Origin of the sequence: Buttiauxella sp. BIGb0552 (assembly GCF_004366275.1) — a bacterium.
Lineage (GTDB): Bacteria > Pseudomonadota > Gammaproteobacteria > Enterobacterales > Enterobacteriaceae > Buttiauxella > Buttiauxella gaviniae.
This window is the reverse complement of sequence record NZ_SODY01000007.1, coordinates 108,912-126,898: the sequence shown is the minus strand read 5'-3', so window position 1 is coordinate 126,898 and position 17,987 is coordinate 108,912. Positions and strand designations below refer to the sequence as shown.

The window sequence follows — 17,987 nt, the reverse complement described above, 5'->3', positions numbered from 1 at the left end:
TTACACTATTGTTAAAGTGGCAACCCCGATATAACAAATAATAAAAACCAGCAACTTATTCGATTTAGCAATAAGCCGAATCATCCTACCAGTAGTAGTTCGCGATTTTCCTGTGCGGGACGAACCACCAGCGACATCAAAATGTCTTTTACTGCCTGCGCCTGAGGGGTCAGCGCGGTACGGGCCGATAAATTCACCGAGAGTGGTAAATTCAGTGATGGGCTGGTGATACGCGCCATCCAGCCGTTTGCCGAACTCACCAGCGAGCGTGCCGCTGATTCTGGCAACACTGTTACCCCCATACCGCTGGCAATTGCCGCCGTCAGCGTCGAGATAGAATCAATCTCACCGATAATTTTTGCCGTCAGGCGGCGTAGTGAGAACGCTTCATCCACGCGTTTACGTACGGCGCTATAGTCACGCGGCAGGAATAGGTTCATTTCGGCAACCGCAGAAAGATCGACTGTCGTCTGACCTGGACAATCGCGGGTGCCGACCAGAAACAACTCCTCTTTAAGTAACGGTTGGCTGATGATGCCCGCCGTTGGAGAACGGTCATACAAGACCGCCATGTCAAGCTGGCCGCTTAACAGCTTGTCATTCAGGACAGAACTACTGTTCTCATGCAGATAGACCAGCACGTCGGGTAATTCCGCACGTACTGCCTGTAATAAAGGCATGGTAATTGAAGAAGCTGCGGTACCGGGAGCCAGACCAATAGAAACCTGGCCTCCTAAAGTTTGGCCCACATTGCAAACCGCTAATTGAGCCTGTTCACACTGGCGCAGAATAGTCCGCGCATGGGTATAGAGAATTTTTCCTGCTTCTGTTGGCGTTACGCCGCGTTTGGTACGAATTAACAGCTGCTGATCCATTTCACCTTCAAGGGTAGCAACTTGTTGGCTCAGCGCCGGCTGCGCAATATGCAGCACTTCTGCGGCCTGAGTCAGGCTACCAATATCGACGATTTTCACGAAGTACTTCAGTCGTCTTAAATTCATTTTGCCCCCTACACGGAATGCCAACGCCAGTCTCGGCAGTGATGTCTTTCTAAGAATTGCAATATGCTTGCCACTTTTGAGAAACATCCGACCAGATGCGCTAACAAGCTGGATAATAAGAGAAAGTGATTTAAAACGAGGAAAAATGAGTTTGAAACAGTGGTTCTCTTATGCCCCATTAGAGGTATTGGCGCACCATTACGGTGCGCCTGTTCATGCCATTACAATGAGGCCCACCAAAGACGTAGTTTCATTCCCCAAAGCGTAGTCCATCCGGTCGTTGACGAGACAACCTCTCCTTTATAAAGCACAACCAACGTAGGCGTGACACCAATCTGCCAGTTGCGAGATAACTCTCCTGAGGCATCATTGACCACTGGAAGATGGATCTTTTTCTGGGCCAACCAACGCGTCACATCCTGAGGTTCGCCTGAGCGTAGCGCAATTGTCATCACGTTTTCCCCCTCTCCCACCAACTGCGCAACAGAAGGTGTTGTATAGCGACACACGCCGCACCAACTGGCCCAGAAATAAAGGAGTAATGGGCGTTCTTCACTCAACGCGCTCAACGCTACTGCCTGGCCATCTAGTGTATGAAGTGGTGTGCTGTCGAATGTCGTGGGCATTTTCGGCGCGCGCCACCAGTCCATCAGAAAAACAATGGTGATGAGGACAACCACCATCACCAACGCTTCCCGTCCCCAGCGCTTTAATTTACTTTTCATTGGCCTGTGCCCGCTTTTCTTTCACTAGCGTTTCCAAAGACTCCCATGGCACTGCCCCTGCCAGTAAAGTATCACCCACCAACGTTGCCGGCGTGCCTTCCACACCGACGACCCGCGCCAGCTGTAGGTTCAGACTCAGTGTTTCCCTACTCAATTCATCAGGCTTAACCACTGTCACCCCACTTTTGACAAACGCGGCATCAATAGTGGTTGCAGTGTGATTACCCTGTTTCGACATCAAGCTGTGATGCAATGCCAGAAACTGCTGCGGGTTCTCGCGCCAGGTCGTTAAGGCGACACGCGCAGCAAGCGATGATGATTCACCACGAAATGGCAGCAGCTTGAACACCACCGCCACGTCGGGATACTTCTCGACAATCTTCTCAAGCATTGGGTCGAACTTTTTACAGTACGGGCAGTTGTAGTCGGTAAACGAAATGATGGTTAATTTCGGTGAAGTTGCACCAATCCTTGGGCTGGCAGGATCGTGATACAACGCTTGATAGATCATCTGCTGTATTTGTTCTTCATTATTAGGTTGCGTCTGGGCAGTGGCACCAAAAGTGGTCGCCAACAGCAGTACAAGCGTCATGATCATTTTCATTTTTTATCTCCTTTCGCATCATTTAGCGCGTTCAATACAACATCTCGTGTCAATAGAGTTGGCAGGGCTTTTCCTTCCGGTGTGCCGGGTCCATAGACCTGGTTGAATGGCACACCAACTTGCCCACGCTGTTTGAGGAATGTGGTTATCTCTTTTGAAGGGAGTGTCCAGTCTCCGCGTAATGCAATGACATCAGGCTCTTGCAACACAGCCTGTACATCCTCACGAGAAAGAACGTTTAACTTGTTAATTTTGCAGGTGATACACCAGTCGGCGGTGACATCAATAAACACACGCTTGTTTTGCGCGATTGCATCCTGAATTGCCTGTTCACTTAGCGGCTGCCAGGCAATATTTTCTTTAACGGGAGTATTTGCTGCTGACCCAAAATGCACCGGTAACAGACTAACCAGCCATAAAGCTGAGCCCAGCATCATCACTGCCAGGATGCGGCGCAACCACACCATCCAGCGTCCCGGTTTTGGCAGTCGTAATGCCAATGAGGGGCGCATGGCAATAAGCAGCCACGGCAGGCTCATTCCCACACCAAGTGCTAAAAAGATGCCCCACAATGTTGGTAACGATGCACCAAGTGCCACGGCAACGGCTGTGCCGAGGAATGGAGCACTGCAAGGTGTTGCCAGCAGCGTTGCCAGCGCTCCCTGCCAGAAATGCCCACTTATGCCATTGCCACCTTGCGTAGCAATCCTGGTTGTCACTTTTGAGGAAAGTCGGAATTCAAATAGCCCAAACAGGTTGGCACTGAACACCAACATCACTACGGCCATAAAGCCAATAAACCAGGCATTCTGGAACTGAATCCCCCAGCCCACCGCTTGGTTTGTCAAACGCAGTACCGTCATCAATAGCGCCAGCGCCATAAACGAAACGAGAATACCGGCAAATGAGGCGAGGAACTGTTGGCGAATAACGCGCTTTTCTTGTTTTTCAGCCAGTAACACAGAACCGAGTTTCATCCCCAAAACCGGCAACACACATGGCATCAGGTTAAGAATGAACCCACCCACCAGGGCCAGCAGTAACACTTGCCAGAGTACAAAGTCGCCCCCTGCCTCAGGTACAACTGGCGTTTCAGCTATCGTGACATTGCTTTGCTGAGCAATGCCATTATCGGCGATAACCAAAGAGAGATTGCGCCCACGTAGATCGGGTCCGGCGCTGCCCCAACCATCACTAACCGGTACGGTTGCCCATAACGTTTCACCTTCGACACGATATTTGGGTTTACCGAAACTGGCATCCTCTGGCATATCAAAAAACAGCTCTGGTTTCTGCCAGCCTGCGGAACGTGTGGCCTGCACAACCAGATCAGCACTGTGATAACCAGCTTTCAGGCTATCGGTTAGCCCGTTATGAAGCGGCACTTTACCCATCGCTTGTGCATAATCGTGGGCAAATGCTGCGTTGCCATTATCTGGTGTGATTTCAAAGGGAAAATCTGTCAGCAGGCAGACATCTTTGCAGGTCGAGAGCGTAAGTACACCTGCGATTTTCCCTGTAAAAGCACCATCGAGCACCAGCGGAATACTGACCGCATTGTGGTAACCCTGAGTGGTGATCCCCGCCACATCAAAACGTTGCGGCATCGGCCAGAACCACTGGGCCGATTTCACTGGTTCGCTCCAGATAATAGTCGGCGCAACGCCACCGTCACCCGGCGAACGCCAATAGGTTTTCCATCCTTCTTCCAGTTTCACATCCAGCAGGACGCGAGTTTCACCTGGCAGTGTGGTATCTGCACGCAGCCGAACGCTGGCGTGTTGATTATCCGTAGATTGAAGCCAGCCGGGTTCCGCAGCCCACGAAAATGGCAGCCATAGCAGTAGCAGGCAGAGCAACGCTCGCCTAAAAAGACTCAACATATTTTTTCTCCGTAAATGAATTATCGAACTGTGTTAAACAGCCGGTGTTTCATTCACGGAAAACGCAGAATCGCAGATGGACTCTTAGGGTGGGCGAACTAAATGCCCTGGCGGGAGAAACAGATGATCGTTCAGCTTGTAATGGTGCAATGAGCGCCAGAAGTAGACTGAAAACAAAAAACGCAGCTTCAAACAACACTGGAGGTGCGGCAAGTAATGACTTTGCACTCAATTCGCAAGGGGTAATCGATGCGTTATCTTCAACTTCAGAATTGCTGCTTTGCGAGAGCATGACGCTTTGGGCAGCTTTCATTTGCAAAGCGTGTAATCCCGCCATGCGCTGCGCGGTGCAAACTAACACCACCAGACATGCCAGCAATAAAAACCACTTTGCAAAATGCTTCCGTTTAAACATGAATCCCTCGCACTATATGAACCGCATATCTTAACCAGTCGTTCTCGTTTGGCAACTGATGTGCTGTAAAGATATGTCTGCACGCCTGCATTGCCGGGTTTGATTGTTTTATCAGCAAACAAACCTGCAGCGTGATAACAGGCTTTGACAACCCCGAAGCGCATCGCTAATATGCGCCCCGTTAACCGATTCCTCTGTAGTTCAGTCGGTAGAACGGCGGACTGTTAATCCGTATGTCACTGGTTCGAGTCCAGTCAGAGGAGCCAAATTCTTGTTTTTATGCATCTTTGCGAATCTCCATCTATTTTTGATTCAATAAGTTAGCGTGAAAAACCTTCCCGATGCGTTTTCATTTGTCTGAATGCATCGTGCGAAAATGGTGGTCAGATCTGGAGTCTATCCAGTTCGATTATGAAGTGACCACCAAATGTCTTTAAATGATTCTAAAATCCCCAGCTCCAAACCTTCTGATAAACCTTTCAAACTGAGCGATGCTCAGGTTTCCTATTTGCTTATCAATCCCGGCGTTTCCCGTCTCTGGTATCTCAAATATCGCTTTAACGGCAAAAAATCTCGCATTGGTTTAGGGACTTATCCCGCATTGTCTCTTGCAGAAGCCTGACAGCAACGTGATGGCATCCGAAAACTGCTGACTCAGGGGATAAACCCGGCTTTTTCGTTTCTACCGCAACCAGTCATTCCCGCACCTGCTGCAGGCGGTTCACCAGTTCGGCCAGGCTGCCCGCCTGCATCTTTTCCATTACGCGGGCGCGATGCACTTCTACTGTACGTACCGCAATATTCATACTGTCGGCAATCTCGCGATTGAGTAACCCGTTTGCCACAAGCCCTGCCAGTTCCCGCTCTTTGGGGGTGAGTTGCTGATAACAGGTAACAATTTTTTGCCGGTCAAACTCTTGCGCGGAAACCAGTAACGCGTGCTCTAACGCACTCTGAAGGGGCTTTGCCGCAACGGGCTTTTGCAGAAAATCGACGGCGCCGCGTTTCATTTGCTCCACCGCCATTGGCACATCGCCGTGCCCTGTCAGGAACACCACCGCCAGCGTACTGCCGCGCCGCAACATCTCCTCATGCACGCCCTGCCCGTCAATCACTGGCATACGCATATCCAACAACAACACGCCAGTCTGGTAAAGCTCGGCCTGAGACAAAAATAGCGCCCCCTCATTCCAGCAGCGAACATCGTACCCCAGGCTTTCAAGCAAAAATGCGCAGGCTTTGGTCACTGCCACATCGTCATCCAGCAAATGAATTATCGCCATCGCGGCTTCGTTCCTCTCTTTCCGTGAAATCTAACACTATGGCCACACCTGTCAGGCCATCCGGAGCTTTGTGATTCTGGATAGTAATTTCGCCCTGCCCGTAACGGACCAGGCGTTGGCAAATCACCAGCCCTAATCCCATCCCTTCTTCGCGGGTTGTCACAAAGGGTTGGAATGCCTGACGCAATAACACTTCATCAATCCCTCCGGCATTATCCTGCAGGGTGATTCGCGCGCCGCCATTTTTATGCTCCGCCATAATCCACACCGTTGTCGCTCCCGCCTGAGCTGCATTCAGGATAAGGTTCGTCAGCACCTGCTCAAGCAGGACCGGCGGCAGGTGCACGGTCAACTCAGAATGCACTTCCATTTGCAGTGTGACTGCCGGGAAATTCTGCGCCATGCGCAATAGTCGCCAGACGTGCAAAATAGCGTCATGAATATTGACCTGCCCCCACTCCTCCGTCATGACTGGATTTCCCTGTGCCTGGCTAACCCAGTGGCGCAAATTTCGCAGCGTGTCGGCTGCACGTTGTGCCTGGCTGTCAATTTCTTTCAGGGCGGGAAGCAACGGATGCTGCTCATCCTGCGCCTCAAGGCGGATCAGGCAGCCCCCGGCATAGTGACGAATAGCGCTAAGTGGTTGATTAAGCTCATGGGCAAAACCGGAGGTCATCTCCCCCAGGACACTCATTTGTCTTGCCGTTTCCAGTGCCTGTTCTTGCTGGCGCAACAGTACATTATTGCGTTCCAGTTGCTGACCACGCCGCCGCACCAGCAGCATGACCCAGATGTAATTTAGCATGAGCAACAGTAACATCAGCGCAACTGCGCCCATCGCGACCTGGTGTTGAATCAGCCAGCTTTTGATATCCAGCCACAAACGTCTCTGTTGCGGATGCTGGCGCACGTCGTGTAACAGCGCTTCAACCTGGCTGGTAGAAGCCGGAGCCCCCCAATGAAAAGGGGCGGTTTCTGGCGCATTAAACAGTACCCGCGTGACACGGTCCGCCAGTTCATCACTGACCGTCGGCAGTGCCGCAAAAGACCTGTCGGGATAAAGCGGTGTGCTGGTTAAACAGGGAATGGGAGCAGGATGGTTTATCAGCGCCACAAAATCTTCTTTACGGATAAGCCCTTCTTTATCCATATTTTCCAGCAGGCACACCGGCACTATCGCCGCCTGAACGGCTTTTTCGCGTAACAAATACACCAGGGCATCGGCCGGGAAGCCGGTAAAACGCAGTTGCAGGTCCCTTTCAGGGCGAATGCCGGCATCATTTAACGCCTTATACCCCAGTAAATAGCCGCCAAAAGCCTGTGCATCAATAGCGCCCACCGTTTTGCCGATCAGATCGTGTACCGAGGTGATTCCGCTGTCGCGCCTGGCCAGGATAGCACTGCCGATAACATTGCTCGCCGCTTTACCGCCGCGAGTGGAACGCAAAGAGGCCAGCCAGCGTAATGGTGAATGGCTGTTCAATTGCACAAACTGCGCGGGGTTAGTCACCACGAACTGCACCGTTTTACGGTTCACCGCCTCCTGCATTTGATGGAGATCCAGCGGCTGGATATGAAACTCCTCGCCAGGCAATTGTTGATTGAGGAGGGCTTCCAACGGTTGCCAGTGGCTGCGAGTCTGCACCTCGCCACGCATCGCCAGAATGCCAATATTCCACGACCCCGCCCATGCGGCACTACTCATCATGATGGCTGACAGCAGTAATGCCAGGCGTCTCATCGTTATGCCTCTCACCGAATTATCCCTGTTTATTATGTTGTTTTAGATCAACAACAAGACGGGTATGTGGTTAACCACAATAGAGTCCCCCCTCCCTGATTTTTACACTGTAAATCATAGACATTTTTAATACATCACCAGCCAGTCAACGACGTGACTTATGTTTTGTTGTTGCATCACGACGGGAGAAAATATGGACAGCAGTAAACGGCAGTTTCTCCAGCAACTGGGTATCCTGAGCGCGGGTGCCTCTTTAGTGCCGCTGGCTCAGGCGAAATTCCCCTTCTCCCCTGAGCGACATGAAGGCTCCACACGCCATCGTTATGCCATGCTTATCGACCTGCGCCGTTGTATTGGCTGCCAGTCTTGTACGGTTAGTTGCGCCATTGAAAACCAGACACCTCAGGGCGAATTCCGCACCCATGTCAATCAATATCAGGTGCGACTGGAAGGCGAACTCAGCGTCACCAACGTGTTGCTGCCCCGCCTGTGCAACCACTGCGATAACCCACCTTGCGTTCCCGTTTGCCCGGTTCAGGCAACCTTCCAGCGGGAAGACGGCATTGTGGTGGTAGACAACACGCGTTGCGTCGGCTGCGCCTATTGCGTTCAGGCCTGCCCTTATGACGCACGCTTTATCAACCACGAAACACAAACTGCCGATAAATGCACCTTCTGCGTCCACCGTCTCGAGGCCGGGTTGCTCCCCGCGTGTGTTGAATCTTGTGTTGGCGGCGCACGAATTATTGGTGATTTGAAGGATAAGAACAGCCGCATCGCGCAGATGCTTCACGAGCACCGCGATGCCATCAAAGTGCTGAAACCGGAGAACGGCACCCTACCCCATGTTTTCTATTTAGGCCTGGACGAGGCCTTCGTCACCCCATTGATGGGGCGTGCTCAACCCGCACTCTGGCAGGAGGTTTAAATGACGCATTCTCTGTTAATCGAGGAGGTACTGGCACGCCCGCAAGAGATAAGCTGGCTTCCCTGGGCTGTGCAATACTTCTTTTTCATCGGCATTGCCGCCTGTGCGGCCCTGTTTGCCTGTGTACTTCACTGGCGCAAAAGAGAGTCCGCAAAACTGGAAAACCTGACGCTGTTGATTGCCTTAACTTGCGCCATTACTGCCCCTCTGGCGCTAACGGCCGATCTGCACCAAACCGCTCGCTTCTGGCATTTCTACGCTTACCCTACGCCGTGGTCATGGATGCCCTGGGGCGCATTATTTTTACCGCTGTTCACTGGGTTTCTGGGATTGTGGTTTCTCGCACAACTTATCAAACGCTTCACACAAAAAAGCTACCGCGTGACGAAATGGCTGGCGCTGGCAAGTGCCTTAACAGCGGTGGGATTGCTGGTGTATACCGGTCGCGAAGTGTCTGTGGTACAGGCGCGCCCTGTCTGGTTTAGCTACGCATTTCCTTTCGTGATGTTTCTCAGTGCCTTCCACACCTTTTTTGCGCTGCTCATTGTGTCGCTGCGCAGTGAACAGGCATTACAGCGGAAACTGGCCCAGGGGCAACTCTGGATTCTCGGGCTGCTTGCCATCGTAGTCGTGTTTTGGGTCAGCGGTGACACGCTGTCTGGCACTGCTATTCGCGACTGGCTTGCAGTGGCCCCTTCCGCCAGAGGCTACGCTGCCGGTTGGGCCGTATTCTGGTGTTTATCTCTTGGTATTAGCAGCATGGCATTGCTTAAACCGTTATCCACACCGTTACGCATTTTGCAGGCGTTCAGCGCCATGGCGTTGTGCTGGCTGATACGCTGGACCTTACTGATTCAGGTGCAAACCATACCGAAATTTAACGCGCAATTTAACCCTTACACCCTGCCCGCAGGAACCGATGGCTGGCTCGCCATCTTCGGCACCTTTGGTTTGTGGATAGCGCTGCTCATTATTGTTCGTGAAACCGTGAATGGTCTGGCAAGGAGAATGCAACATGGCTAATTTAACCCGTCGTCAGTGGCTTAAAGTCGGCCTCGCTCTGGGCGGAATGGTGACTTTTGGGCTGAGTTATCGGGATGTCGCAAAGCGTGCCATTGACGGTTTGCAAAACGGCACCTCCGGCAAGATAACCCGCGACCGCATCTTCGGTAATGCGTTGATTCCCGAAGCTAACGCGCAACCCCACTGGCAACAAAACCCGCAACAAGTGATCTCGATGACGCAATGCTTTGGCTGCTGGACGCAGTGTGGCGTGCGAGTGCGGGTCGACCGCGAAAAAGAGAAAGTGCTGCGAATTGCAGGCAACCCTTATCACCCTTTATCCCATGAACACCACATTAACGCCTCCGTCCCGTTTGCCGAGGCGATGGCGCAACTTGCAGGAGAAACCGGCCTCGACTCCCGCTCCACCGCCTGCGCCCGTGGCGCAACCATGATGGAAGGCCTGTACAGCCCGCTACGTATTCTGGAACCCATGAAACGCGTCGGTAAACGTGGAGAAGGAAAATGGCAGCGCATCAGCTTTGAACAACTGATAGAAGAAGTCGTGGAAGGTGGCGATCTATTTGGTGAAGGGCACGTAGAAGGTTTACGCGCGCTTCATGCCCCCACTACGCCCATCGATCCGAAGCATCCTGGATTTGGCCCGAAAACTAACCAATTACTGGTGACCAATGCGGGTGATGATGGCCGCGATACGTTCCTGCGACGCTTTGCGCTCAACAGTTTCGGCAGCAAAAACTTCGGCGCACACGGCGCCTATTGCGGCCTGGCTTATCGGGCCGGTTCTGGTGCACTGATGGGCGATCTGGATAAAAACCCGCACGTGAAGCCTGACTGGGATCATGTTGAATTTGCGCTGTTTATGGGCACCTCACCGGCGCAGTCCGGCAACCCTTTTAAACGCCAGGCGCGGCAACTCTCCAGCGCCCGCGTGCGCGATAACTTCCAGTATGTCGTCGTCGCCCCAGCGCTACCGTTAACTACTGTACTGGCCGACGATCGCGGCCACTGGCTGCCTGTTATTCCTGGTACTGATTCAGCGCTGGCGATGGGCATGGTCCGCTGGATCATCGAGAAAGAACGTTACAACGCAGACTACCTTGCCACCCCTGATGCGCAAGCCATGCAGCAGGCGGGTGAGAAAAGCTGGACCAACGCCTCGCATCTGGTGATCACTGATGAGCTCCCGCAACTTGCCGGGCAGCATTTGACGCTGGCGCATCTGGTGGCCGATGGCGCAAGCGATCCTGTGGTGCTTAATGAAAATGCAGAAATAGTTGCCGCCAGCCTTTGCCAGCGCGCGCAGTTATTTGTGACTCAGCAAGTCACGCTGGCTGACGGACAAATCGTCACCGTGAAAAGCGGATTCCAGTTGCTCAAAGAGGCTGCCCACAAACTCACAATGGCGCAATACAGCCAGCAGTGCGGCGTGCCGGAAGAAAAAATTGCCGCGCTGGCGGATACCTTTACGCGCCACGGGAGAAAAGCCGCAGTCATTACCCACGGCGGGATGATGGCAGGCAACGGGTTTTACAACGCCTGGGCCGTTATGATGCTCAACGCGCTGATTGGCAACCTCAGTCTGGAAGGCGGAGTGTTCATTAGCGGGGGTAAATTCAACGGTGCAGCCGATGGCCCGCGCTACAATATGGACAGCTTTCCTGGAAAGGTAAAACCGAAAGGGCTGAGCATCGCGCGCAGCAAAACGGCCTATGAATCCTCCGAAGAATACCGGAATAAAGTCGCCGCCGGGAAGTCCCCCTTCCCGGCTAAAGCACCGTGGTATCCGTTCGTGGCAGGGCAACTGACGGAACTGCTTACTTCGGCACTGGAAGGCTACCCCTACCCGCTGAAAGCGTGGATCTCCAATATGACGAATCCGTTTTACGGCATCCCTGGGCTGCGGGCCGTGGCGGAAGAGAAACTCAAAGATCCTAAAAACCTGCCGCTGTTTATTGCCATTGACGCGTTTATGAATGAAACCACAGCGCTGGCAGATTATATCGTGCCGGATACTCACAACTTCGAAAGCTGGGGATTCAGCGCGCCGTGGGCTGGCGTTGCCAGCAAAGCCACCACCGCCCGTTGGCCTGTCGTTTCGTCCGCAACTAGCCAAACCGCCGATGGGCAGCCGGTATCAATGGAGGCCTTCTGCATCGCAGTGGCTAAACGCCTCGAACTGCCAGGTTTTGGCGACAATGCAATTACCGACACGCAAGGTAACAGCTACCCGCTTAATCGCGCGGAAGATTACTACCTGCGTGTTGCCGCCAACATCGCATATATGGGCAAAGCCCCAGTCGCGGCAGCAAATCAGGAGGACGTGGCTCTCACCGGCGTGCAACGCATTTTGCCCGTGATGCAACAGACGCTAAAACCTGATGAGGTCAGCCGTGTCGCCTTCATCTACTCACGAGGCGGACGTTTTGCCCCAGACAGCAGCGGGCGTGAGGATAATCGCGTCGGCAATGCGTGGCAGAAACCGCTGCAAATCTGGAATGCAGAAGTCGCCGCACATCGTCATGCCATTACTGGCGAACGTTATAGCGGCTGTCCGGCCTGGTATCCTGCACGGCTGTCTGACGGGCGCTCCGTGGACGAGATATTCCCTGTGCAGCAGTGGCCACTGAAACTGATTTCGTTTAAATCCAATACCATGTCCAGCAGCACAGCAACAATCCCACGGTTACATCATGTCAAACCGACTAACGTGGTGGCGCTCAATCCTGAAGATGGCAAGCGCTACGGCCTGGCGCACGGCGACACCGTCCGTATCACGACACCCGGCGGGCACGCGGTAGCACAAATCAGTCTGCTTCACGGCGTGATGCCTGGAGTCATTGCCATTGAGCACGGTTACGGGCACCGTGAAATGGGGGCGGCGCAGCATTATCTCGACGGTGAAGCCATGCCAATTGATGAGAAAATAAAAGCAGGGATAAACCTCAATGACCTGGGCTTTGCCGACCCTACACGCAAGGTCGCAAATACCTGGCTGGATTGGGTGTCTGGGGCATCAGTCAGACAGGGGCTTCCGGCAAAAATTGAACGGATATAATCCGTTCACAGGTGCAAAGGCCTGCATATTTCCTGAGCCGGCTTTTGCTTTTCTGACCACGCCCCCTTCCGTTCCCTCCTCCCGATGACATACTATCGAAGCTGCAAACAGCCCTGTAAAAATCAGCAGGATGAGGAGAAAAGATGACGCATCAGACAGCCGCCACAGCCCTTACCCCGAACCAGGCCCTCGATAAACTAGAGGAGCTGTACGATGCCTCGGTCAACGCACTGCGTGACGCTATTGGCCAGTATGTTGAGAACGGCACACTACCCGAAATTGAAAAACGTGCCGCCGGTTTATTTGTCTACCCGGAGTTGCGCGTCAGTTGGGATGGCACCGTACATCATCCAAATAAAACCCGTGCCTATGCCCGCTTCACCCACTCTGGCAGTTACACCACCACCGTCACCCGTCCTGCTTTATTCCGCCATTATCTCGCCGAACAACTCACACTGCTTTATGACGACTATGGCGCGCAAATTGAAGTAGGGTTATCGCAGCATGAAATCCCGTATCCGTATGTGATTGATGGTTCCAGTTTGTCGCTGGACCGCTCAATGAGCGCCGGTTTGCCGCGCTATTTTCCCACTACCGAACTGTCGCAAATTGGCGATGAGACCGCCGATGGGTTGTTCCACCCTGGCGAGTTCTACCCGCTTTCGCATTTTGATGCCCGTCGCGTCGATTTCTCACTCGCGCGTTTACGCCACTACACCGGCACCCCGGTAGAACATTTCCAGTCATTCGTGTTGTTTACCAACTACACCCGCTACGTGGACGAGTTTGTACGCTGGGGCTGCCAGCAAATTCTTGACCCTGAAAGCCCGTATGTTGCACTTTCCTGCGCAGGTGGCGTGTGGTTGACGGCCGACAGCCAGGCCCCGGAAGAAGCGATTTCCGATCTCGCGTGGAAAAAACACCAGATGCCTGCGTGGCACTTGATCGATGCCAACGGTACCGGCATCACGCTGGTGAATATCGGTGTTGGCCCGTCGAATGCGAAAACCATTTGTGACCACCTGGCGGTGTTGCGCCCAGCGGCGTGGTTGATGATTGGTCACTGCGGCGGTCTGCGTGAAAGCCAGTCGATTGGTGATTATGTTCTGGCTCATGCGTATCTGCGTGACGATCACGTTCTGGATGCAGTACTGCCACCGGATATCCCAATCCCAAGCATTGCCGAAGTGCAGCGTGCGCTCTATGACGCAACCAAACTGGTGAGCGGCATGCCGGGTGAAGAAGTTAAGCAACGTTTACGTACCGGGACTGTCGTCACCACCGACGATCGTAACTGGGAGTTACGTTATTCCGCATCGGCTTTGCGTTTTAACCTCAGCCGCGCCGTCGCTATTGATATGGAAAGCGCCACCATTGCCGCACAGGGTTATCGCTTCCGCGTACCGTATGGCACGTTGTTATGTGTTTCCGATAAACCTCTGCACGGTGAAATTAAACTCCCCGGCCAGGCCAACCGCTTTTATGAAGGGGCGATTTCGGAGCACTTACAGATTGGTATCTGCGCGATTGATCTCTTGCGAGCTGAAGGCGAACGCCTGCACTCACGCAAATTACGTACTTTTAATGAACCTCCTTTCCGTTAAGAGAAAATAATAATGCAACACACCTCACCCCTGGCTGCCTTGCGCAGCCTGCTTAAAGAGCGCGAACTGGATGGCATGCTGGTTCCACGCACCGACGCTTGGCAGAGTGAATATTGCGCGCCTTATGACGACAAACTGGAGTTTATCAGCGGCTTTGATGGCTCTGCGGGCCTGGCGCTGATTCTGGCTGACCGCGCGTTGCTGTTCGTTGATGGGCGCTATCAGGTTCAGGCGCGCCAGCAGGTGAATCTGGACGAGTTTGAAATCCACCATTTACACGATGAGCCGATTCACCTCTGGCTTCATGAAAACTTGTCAGCCGGTAAACGTATCGCATTTGAACCACTACTGATGGTCAACAGCCAGTATGAAAACCTGCGTACCAGCGGCTGCGACCTGGTTGCCGTTAATGATGACCCGATCAATCAAATCTGGGCGACACGTCCGGCGATACCTCGCGGCCCGATACGCCAGATGCCTGATGAGATTAGCGGCGAATCAACCGCCTCCAAATGCGCCCGCGTCGCGCAGGCACTGACGCACGAAGGTGTCGATTATCTTGCCCTCACATTGCCAGACAATATTGCCTGGTTGCTTAACGTTCGTGGTTCTGACATCCCAACAAGCCCGGTGCCGCTTTCTTTTGCGCTGGTTAAAAACGACGGTGCCGTTGAGTGGTTTGTTGACGAGACGAAGCTGCAACAACTCGACAGTTCAGTGCTGGAGTCAATAGCCCTCCACAGCCCGGAAACATTCCTCGCGCGCTGCCAGCAACTTGCGGCCGGCAAACGCTTTTTGCTTGATGGCGACAACACGCCTGTCGCCGTGCGCTTTGCTGTGGAACAAGGCGGCGGTGACATCGAATGGCAGCCAGATCCAATCACACTGATGAAAGCCAATAAGAACGATATTGAACTGGAAGGCTATCGTTCAAGCCACGTTCAGGATGGTGCCGCATGGGTTAATTTCCTTGCATGGCTCAGCCATGAAGTACCGCTGCGTGAAGCCGCTGGCAACCCGATTACTGAACTTGAAGCTCAGGAAAAACAGCTCGCTTTCCGTCAGGAATGTGACAATTTCATCGAGCAAAGCTTTGGCACCATTTCCGCCGCAGCAAGTAACGCCGCGATGTGTCATTACCACAGCGCGCCGGAAACCAACTTCGCCATCGTCGGTAATGAATTTTACCTCAATGATTCCGGTGGCCAGTATTTCAACGGCACCACCGATGCCACCCGCACGCTGAACTTTGGACAACTCGATGCCCAACGCCGTCTGCACTACACCGCGGTTCTGAAAGGCTTCCTGTCGCTGATTTCGCTGCAATTCCCGCAAGGTGCCCAGGGCCATCAACTGGATGCATTTGCCCGCCGTCCGCTGTGGGAACTGGGTCTGGATTATGACCACGGTACGGGTCACGGCGTCGGGCACAACATGCTGATTCACGAAAACCCGCACCGTATGGCGAAAAAAGTGAACCCGTGGCCAATGCTGCCGGGCAACGTGCTGACTATCGAGCCGGGTTATTACCTCGCTGGCAGCCACGGCATTCGTATTGAAAACCAGGTTGAGGTTGTCGCCTCACAGCCGGGATTCTGTAAATTCGCCTCGCTGACGCTGATTCCGATTGATTTAAGCGCGGTAGAGTTACCGTTGTTAAGCGAGCAAGAGATTGCCTGGCTTGATGATTACCACCAGTTGGTGCGGGAAACATTGTCGCCGCTCGTTTCCAGTACTGCGCGGCCATGGCTGATAGAGGCAACAGCGCCAGTTAGAACGCAACGCATGTAAATCTCTCAAAGAGCCGTGTTTTTGCGGCTCTTTTATTCTTTTTGTTGATTAAACCAGCAATCAAACGCATTTCACCTAAACAGCCTTTGACAACCCAGTAGCCGCTAGTTACTATGCGCCCCGTTAACCGATTCCTCTGTAGTTCAGTCGGTAGAACGGCGGACTGTTAATCCGTATGTCACTGGTTCGAGTCCAGTCAGAGGAGCCATATTAGAGAAGCCCGCTTAGGAAACTAAGCGGGCTTTTTGCTTTTTAACATTTGCGTTTTATAGCTGACCTGCTTTTCTAGATTCAATGCTAATTGGCACCGGCATCCCGGAACGACGGGTCAACGCTGCGCTCGCCATACCTGCATCTACGCCAGAACCTTGCGTCATATCGCGCAGTGCCGATGTCATTGGTAGCGGGACTTTCTTGTCAGATTCAAACTCCGCGCGGTTACGGGACAAAGGCTCATGCACTTCCAACCAATGCCTTCCGTCAGGTTCGACGGTTGCTTTCACCGGCTGATCAATCAGCTGCACGCGCGCGCCCACCGGCACATTATCAAACAGATATTTAATGTCGTCCTTGCGTAGGCGGATGCACCCCTGGCTAACGCGCAGGCCGATACCAAAGTTGGCGTTAGTACCATGAATAGCATAAAGCTTGCCGATGTAAATCGCATACAACCCCATCGGGTTATCCTCACCCGGCGGCACGTACGCTGGCAAAGTTTTCCCTTCTTTCGCGTATTCGCGTCGGGTATTAGGTGTTGGTGTCCAGCCTGGAGCTTCCTGCTTACGCTCAACCCTCGTCACCCAGTTACGCGGGGTTTCTCGCCCGGCCTGTCCTATGCCAATGGGGAAGATCTCAACCGTGTTGCTCTGATCCGGATAGTAGTAAAGCCGCATTTCGGCGACGTTAATCACGACGCCCTGGCGTACGGTATCAGGCAAAATCACTTGCTGCGGAATCGTCAACTGGGTACCGGCTTTTGGCAGAAATGGATCTACCCCTGGATTGGCTTCCAGCATATTGCTTAGTCCCTGCCCGTAGAGCGCGGCAAAGTACTCTAGCGGCTGGGTATTCCCTTCAGGTACGCTAACGGTTAGCGGCGAGCCAACCAAGCGGCTACCCTCGGGTGGAAGCATATAGGTAACGGCCTGGGCGCTACAGGTAACGGCGGCAAGCACAAGGGCAAGCGAGGATAAGCGAATCATAATTTCCCTATTATCGGATATGGCATCGATAGGTTAAATATAACCTTCTATTGAGATTCGGTGAGGATTTCGGTATTTGGATCTGGAGGAGTTTGGTGCTTGTAAGAGATGAGCCCGAAAGGAGCTCATCTCTTGTGTCTGATACGGTTATTAAGTGCCGGAGCTGTCGAGCAGATCTTTGCTTGCCGCTTTTAAGTACTGGAACATTGACCAGAAAGTTAGTACCGCAGCGATAAAGAATAAACCGATCCCCGCATACTCAACCCACATATTTGGGCGCCAGAGCATACCAATCAGTGCCAGCATTTGCGCCATGGTTTTGGACTTACCAATCCACGAGACCGCAACACTGCTGCGCTTGCCAATTTCAGCCATCCATTCGCGCAACGCAGAGATAATAATTTCACGGGCAATCATAGTGGCCGCAGGCAGCGTCACCCACCATGAGTGGTAGTGTTCCACTACCAGCACCAGCGCAACCACGACCATAACTTTATCCGCTACGGGGTCGAGGAAGGCGCCAAAGCGCGTGCTTTGGTTCCAGCGGCGCGCCAGATAGCCATCAAACCAGTCTGTTATTGCAGCAAACCAGAAGATAAACGCGCATAGGAAAGGTGCCCAACTGAACGGCAGATAAAAAGCCAGCACAAAGAATGGGATAAGGACGATACGAAACAGAGTAAGCAATGTCGGAATATTAAATTGCATAGTGCTGGTTAACTGTCTGTC

General features: G+C 53.1%; 14 protein-coding genes, 2 tRNA genes and 1 pseudogene. 8 read left to right on the top strand and 9 right to left on the bottom strand.

Going from position 1 to position 17,987, the window contains the following annotated elements; genetic code table 11:
* Nucleotides 1-80 precede the first annotated feature (80 nt).
* From nac to EDF88_RS19725, 5 genes are all read right to left on the bottom strand, one after another.
* On the bottom strand, nt 81-1,001 hold the full coding sequence (nac, locus tag EDF88_RS19745; RefSeq protein ID WP_134186679.1) for a nitrogen assimilation transcriptional regulator NAC: 921 nt from the start codon (nt 999-1,001) through the stop codon (nt 81-83).
* Between the two features lie 221 nt (nt 1,002-1,222).
* Nucleotides 1,223-1,726 carry a protein disulfide oxidoreductase gene (locus EDF88_RS19740; RefSeq protein ID WP_134186677.1) on the bottom strand — a complete coding sequence of 168 codons (504 nt, stop codon included), beginning with the start codon at nt 1,724-1,726 and terminating at the stop codon, nt 1,223-1,225.
* The gene (locus tag EDF88_RS19735) at nt 1,716-2,330 is read right to left on the bottom strand and encodes a DsbA family protein (protein WP_134186675.1); all 615 of its coding nucleotides are present in this window, start codon (nt 2,328-2,330) and stop codon (nt 1,716-1,718) included. Before EDF88_RS19735 ends, EDF88_RS19740 begins: the two co-directional genes overlap by 11 nt.
* Nucleotides 2,327-4,213 carry a thioredoxin family protein gene (locus tag EDF88_RS19730; protein WP_134186673.1) on the bottom strand — a complete coding sequence of 629 codons (1,887 nt, stop codon included), beginning with the start codon at nt 4,211-4,213 and terminating at the stop codon, nt 2,327-2,329. The genes EDF88_RS19735 and EDF88_RS19730 overlap by 4 nt, the downstream gene beginning before the upstream one ends.
* 49 nt (nt 4,214-4,262) lie before the next feature.
* On the bottom strand, nt 4,263-4,628 hold the full coding sequence (locus EDF88_RS19725) for a hypothetical protein (protein ID WP_064512029.1): 366 nt from the start codon (nt 4,626-4,628) through the stop codon (nt 4,263-4,265).
* 190 nt (nt 4,629-4,818) lie between these two features.
* On the opposite strand from EDF88_RS19725, the gene EDF88_RS19720 reads away from it, so the two are divergent.
* A tRNA-Asn gene (locus EDF88_RS19720) sits at nt 4,819-4,894 on the top strand.
* A gap of 161 nt (nt 4,895-5,055) precedes the next feature.
* Nucleotides 5,056-5,247: pseudogene (locus tag EDF88_RS19715) on the top strand (Arm DNA-binding domain-containing protein); the annotation flags it as partial.
* 76 nt (nt 5,248-5,323) lie between these two features.
* Here the strand turns inward: EDF88_RS19715 and ttrR are convergent.
* Both ttrR and ttrS read right to left on the bottom strand, forming a co-directional pair.
* Nucleotides 5,324-5,911, bottom strand: a complete 588-nt coding sequence (gene ttrR / locus EDF88_RS19710) for a tetrathionate respiration response regulator TtrR (RefSeq protein ID WP_134186671.1) — start codon at nt 5,909-5,911, stop codon at nt 5,324-5,326.
* Complete coding sequence (gene ttrS / locus EDF88_RS19705; protein ID WP_134186669.1) at nt 5,886-7,667, bottom strand: tetrathionate respiration histidine kinase TtrS; 1,782 nt, start codon at nt 7,665-7,667, stop codon at nt 5,886-5,888. The genes ttrR and ttrS overlap by 26 nt, the downstream gene beginning before the upstream one ends.
* Before the next feature lie 178 nt (nt 7,668-7,845).
* On the opposite strand from ttrS, the gene ttrB reads away from it, so the two are divergent.
* From ttrB to EDF88_RS19675, 6 genes are all read left to right on the top strand, one after another.
* On the top strand, nt 7,846-8,580 hold the full coding sequence (ttrB, locus tag EDF88_RS19700) for a tetrathionate reductase subunit TtrB (protein ID WP_166672001.1): 735 nt from the start codon (nt 7,846-7,848) through the stop codon (nt 8,578-8,580).
* On the top strand, nt 8,581-9,603 hold the full coding sequence (ttrC, locus tag EDF88_RS19695; protein ID WP_134186667.1) for a tetrathionate reductase subunit TtrC: 1,023 nt from the start codon (nt 8,581-8,583) through the stop codon (nt 9,601-9,603). It begins immediately after the preceding gene.
* A complete protein-coding gene (gene ttrA / locus EDF88_RS19690; protein WP_134186665.1) occupies nt 9,596-12,661 on the top strand; it encodes a tetrathionate reductase subunit TtrA in 3,066 nt (1,021 codons plus the stop codon). Before ttrC ends, ttrA begins: the two co-directional genes overlap by 8 nt.
* 143 nt (nt 12,662-12,804) lie before the next feature.
* A complete protein-coding gene (locus EDF88_RS19685) occupies nt 12,805-14,265 on the top strand; it encodes an AMP nucleosidase (RefSeq protein ID WP_064512035.1) in 1,461 nt (486 codons plus the stop codon).
* Nucleotides 14,266-14,277: 12 nt separating this feature from the next.
* Nucleotides 14,278-16,056, top strand: coding sequence for an aminopeptidase P family protein (locus EDF88_RS19680; protein WP_134186664.1), 1,779 nt, complete (start codon nt 14,278-14,280; stop codon nt 16,054-16,056).
* Between the two features lie 132 nt (nt 16,057-16,188).
* Nucleotides 16,189-16,264 (top strand) — tRNA-Asn (locus tag EDF88_RS19675).
* 58 nt (nt 16,265-16,322) lie between these two features.
* Here the strand turns inward: EDF88_RS19675 and ldtA are convergent.
* Nucleotides 16,323-17,258 (bottom strand): L,D-transpeptidase, encoded by a 936-nt coding sequence (gene ldtA, locus EDF88_RS19670; RefSeq protein ID WP_134186662.1) that lies wholly within the window; start codon nt 17,256-17,258, stop codon nt 16,323-16,325.
* 150 nt (nt 17,259-17,408) lie between these two features.
* Entirely contained in the window at nt 17,409-17,966 is a 558-nt protein-coding gene (gene pgsA, locus EDF88_RS19665) for a CDP-diacylglycerol--glycerol-3-phosphate 3-phosphatidyltransferase (RefSeq protein WP_064512038.1), read from the bottom strand.
* Between the last annotated feature and the right edge of the window lie 21 nt (nt 17,967-17,987).